Origin of the sequence: Rheinheimera baltica DSM 14885 (genome assembly GCF_000425345.1) — a bacterium.
Classification (GTDB): domain Bacteria; phylum Pseudomonadota; class Gammaproteobacteria; order Enterobacterales; family Alteromonadaceae; genus Alishewanella; species Alishewanella baltica.
The window spans coordinates 1-4,250 of record NZ_AUDG01000103.1 but is presented as its reverse complement, the minus strand read 5'-3'; the positions used below and the strand labels follow the sequence as shown (position 1 = coordinate 4,250).

2 protein-coding genes and 1 pseudogene are annotated in these 4,250 nt (G+C 53.1%); all 3 read right to left on the bottom strand.

All coding sequences use genetic code 11. From position 1 onward, the window contains the following. Positions 1-195: pseudogene (locus tag H595_RS24015) on the bottom strand (IS5/IS1182 family transposase); the annotation flags it as partial. 393 nt (positions 196-588) lie between these two features. After that, entirely contained in the window at positions 589-1,632 is a 1,044-nt protein-coding gene (locus H595_RS0119315) for a hypothetical protein (protein ID WP_156886034.1), read from the bottom strand. Positions 1,633-1,634: 2 nt separating this feature from the next. Continuing rightward, a complete protein-coding gene (locus H595_RS0119310; protein ID WP_156886033.1) occupies positions 1,635-4,046 on the bottom strand; it encodes a hypothetical protein in 2,412 nt (803 codons plus the stop codon). Between the last annotated feature and the right edge of the window lie 204 nt (positions 4,047-4,250).

The following is a 4,250-nucleotide window of genomic DNA, read 5'->3' as shown; positions in this document are numbered from 1 at the left end:
CATGGTAGCTGGGTGATAACCTGGCCGTCCTGTTTGTTTTGCGTGAACTCTCTCAAAGCCAAGTGAATCAAGCTGTAATCCATCAACAAAAATATCGACTACTCGGACAGGATTCTCCTCAGTAACGAAGTCATCCAGCGCTTCAGGAAGTAAGGTGACTTGATGTCTGCCTTGGCCTTTAATATGGAAGGTCATATCAGCACACTTTGTTCTAATTGGTATGCTACTAATTTTAGTAAAGCAGCAACTAACTGTGCTGATTTATCAAGAACGATTGATCATATAAATCTGTTGCTTAGACCAAAAGGTGATCAGCAGTTTTCACACAGCCTGTGCCCAGAACGGATATGCGCTTTGAGCGAATTGCAGTCGTTCTTAATAACCCACTTCAAAAATATGAATGTCGGTATTGGCTCTAAAAGCGGGCATTCAATTTTAATCAGAGCACACTATGGGCTTCTAGCCGAAAGCATTTGAGCAAAATTATAAACACAACACGCCAACGAGAGCCATTTTCGGCGCACAGTATTACTAGTTAGTTCTGCGTATCAATGATGGTTTGTAATGTTAAAAAGCGAAGTGAAGGGCTCAGGGGATATAGTATTTCCCGGCATGGATACCGTATCCTAGGTAGAAATCGGCCATGGGCCCGGTAATATCCTTCACCGTGGAGAGCATGGCGGCTTGATACTGTGCCAATGCCTGTTGCGCCTTGTCCGGCCGACTCAGGCATTCCCTGATACAGCTAATGGCATGGAGTGCGGATTTAATGTGCAGGCTGGTACCCAGGCCGCAGGCCGGGTCAAAACGCACGAAGGTGGGAATGGTCAACAGGATCGGCGTGGGCGCGCCCGTCAGATATTCCAGACAGTGTTGCCGCTGGTACCAGCGTGCATTGAAGGCCCGGGAGGTCAGGACAGCCTGGGAGGATTGGCAATATCCCTTGCGATGGTTTCGCCAGACGGTTTCGCACAAATTGCCCTGATTGTCCCAGGCGGACCATTGCCAGCCTTCGGGCGTCTCGTTAAAAAAGACCTGGTTGGTGCTTTTTTCCTGCTGCGGGCACAGTTTACGTTCGATCCACAGGTCATCACTCAAGTACACGGGCGCTTGTTGTGACAGGGCGCTGAATTCGCCCTGGGCGTTGATGATCCAGCGGCAGGGATGAGCCAAACCGGAGCGCTTGTCTTGCACCATCCAATGTTTTGCACCGGGGGTGATGGTGAGGTGGCTCTCCAGCAGGCATTGGGCGCGCTCACCTGCTTTTTGTTGCAGAATGTGCTTGAGTTGTTGGGTGTTGAACTGGATGCCATGTCCGAGGAGCGTAACATCGAACGCTTGGTATTGGTGGTTGCGATGGATGCCCGTGAAATACCCCAACTGCAATTGCCGGATGTCGTCTTCATTCAGAAGATGACAAAGGTAGCGCACGCCCTCGGGTGCCAGTGAATCAAATTCGCTGGCGGCATCCCGGTTTTCCGGCCTGGGTGAATCTGGCCGGGTGCGCACCCATCTCACCGTCAAACCCTGCTCGAGAGCGGCCAGTACCGCTATATGGGCGGCGATGGTATCGCCGAACACGGCCAGGTCTTTTATCCGGCCTTGCCCCGGCTTTGCTGTAAACCACCACATTATCAGGGATGCCATTCGGTGATGCGGGGCTCTTTCCCATGAGGGACTGCCACGAAATGCAGGCTGTCAACGGGCTGTATACGGCGCTTGTGATCTTCGGTGGCGTAAGTGGGTTGGGAATACTTCGCAAAGATGTAGAAATACCCTCCCTGGGGCTCATCTTGAAACGCGTGCTGGAGCCCGGTTTTTTTTATTAACTCGTCGGGCAGGTTAATGAACTTCACTCTATCATTCACGCCATCAGCTTTGGGCGGGACGCACACAAAACTGACCAGCCAGAACGGGCTGTCCTTTAACGGTGTTTCCCCGAGCAGGAGTTGATTGACGTGGGCTAGGCTGGCCATGCGCTGGTTGGCTTCGGGTCGGGAGATTTTCCGAAGTTGGGCGAAATCCATCTGCTTGTTGGCGTAGTTGCTCAGGTAATCGGAGCGTTCGATGGACGCATAATTCACCACGTAAAGGTTGTCCCGTGCCTCTATGTATGGGCCGTATTCGCCGTCCCAACCGTAAATCTCATGTTTTGGCGGCGTGCTCTCGCTGGCGTTGATTTTAGTTGCGTCCGGGCACGTATGAAGGCGCAGAGCGCACCCGGGAGCGAGGCCGAGTTCTTCGTCGGTGAGTGGCAGTGCCGTCCGGGTGGTGCGCTTGAATGTCCGTGCGGCGTCCGGTGATGCCGCAGGCCACATGCCATTGGCGGCTGCGCAGAGCTTGACGTCTTCCAGAAACGGTGAGCCCAGGCCTGATGTGTGGTAGTAAGGTTGTGAAAACAGTGAATCGCGCGTGTAGGTGACATCCCAGCCGGGGGCAAAAACGTCTGAAGCTTCGTCGGTCATGAAATGGGTGCTGTCGTAATCCATTTGCCCCTGGCTGGGAGATGGTTGCTTGCGTGGCCGTGCAGTGATGGCGGTGACTGTATTTTCCTTCCGCGTGAAGACGGGGTTGCCTGTGGCGGGATCGGTTAAGCGGAGATTGACGGGCAGCCGACCTTCGCACAGGGCGCGTGGGCCGCCTATGACAAAGTTTTTTTTGTGCTGGTAAATATAGATATTGCCCACCCTGGGCATATAATCGGGTGCCGTCATCAGAGAATATGCCGCCTTGACCGGGTTTGAGTTAAACCCCAGGCCTTGAATATCGGCGCTGACAAAACCTTCGGCCAAAGGGTCTTCGTACATCACAGCGTCATAGCCGCCCTTGGATAACTTGCTCTTGAATTGTCCGATGGACAGCAGATTCAAGTCCAGTATTTTTCCATCGCCGTCCAATACATGGCGTATGTTGGTGAATTCCCCGGCTTGGCGTGGCGACAAAAAGACCCGCTTGTCAGAGCCGAGTTTTTCGAGCAGTGCATTGAGTGCGTAATCCACTGCCGCCAGAAAAGGGAATTGGCCCACACGCAGGCTGGTGTAGCGGCGGTTGTTATAGAAAGTGTTGCATTTCAACTTGTCCAAGAGTTTTTTTAACCAGAGCAGACTTTCCTTGGGCACCTTAAAGCAGGCGATAGTGCCATCCTGTTCTGCCGGACGGCATAAGGTTTGTGGTTGACGCCATACGACCACATTGCCGGCAGAGGCACTGCAATCGACGAAATTATCCCGGTCCGAACGATAGAAAAAAGGCGGCCGTCGAAGATCAAAACGATCATTGACCACGAGCTTGCCGCGCTCGACCATACGCTGGAGTTTGTCGCTTTGGTGGTAATGGCGAAATGCCAGGCGGAGAGTATTGCCGGCCAAAGACATACCGTCGAACAGCTTGCATACCGGCATATAAAAATCGCGACGTTCGTCGTTGGAGTGTTTTGCCCCTTGTATCGCAATGTCGCTGTTCGCTGTTTCCCGGCGACATAAGAAAACCCCGTAGCGAGCAGGCTGTACCCGGGTGCCTCCGCTGTCGTCGTTCGGGGCCGTGTTGAAACAGCGTCTTTGACGGATATATTCCGGCGCGTGGGTGCCGACCCGGCCCACGCCGGTACGGGAAAACACCATGTCCGCATGCTGTTGGTGGGGCGTTCTTTGCGTGACACGGTATTCGTATGTCATGACAACGGGAACGAGGGAAGACAGTAATTCCTGCGCCCCGGTTGCGCTGAGCGAGCTATAGGCCGCTGCATAAATATAATTTTCCAGGGTATCGATCTCTTCCAATGACGGCCAGTAATGGATGGCCGGGCTGTGAATGCCTGGATGCATCAAACCGTGATAAAGCAGGCTGAGCGCCGGATCACCGGGTTCGATGGCGCACTCCCCTGCGCTTGCGAATTCATCAAAGCCTTGCACATCTCGTTGAACCGCCAGCTTGGTGCGACTGGTGTTGGCGGTGAGATCCCAGCCATGGGGTGTAAATACACTTAGCCAGCCACCTTCGCGCAGTGTGGCCAGGAATTGTTCAAACCAGTTATCGAGTGTGCTCATTGTATATGCCCCACGGAAAATGTGTCCGGGAATGATATCACCCATATCACAAAAAAAGCAGGCTACAACAAACAGACAGCACAAACGGGAGCGGTCACAGTCCGGCTTTGGCACAGGCTGTGTGAAAACTGCTGATCACCTTTTGGTCTAAGCAACAGATTTATATGATCAATCGTTCTTGATAAATCAGCACAGTTAGTTGCT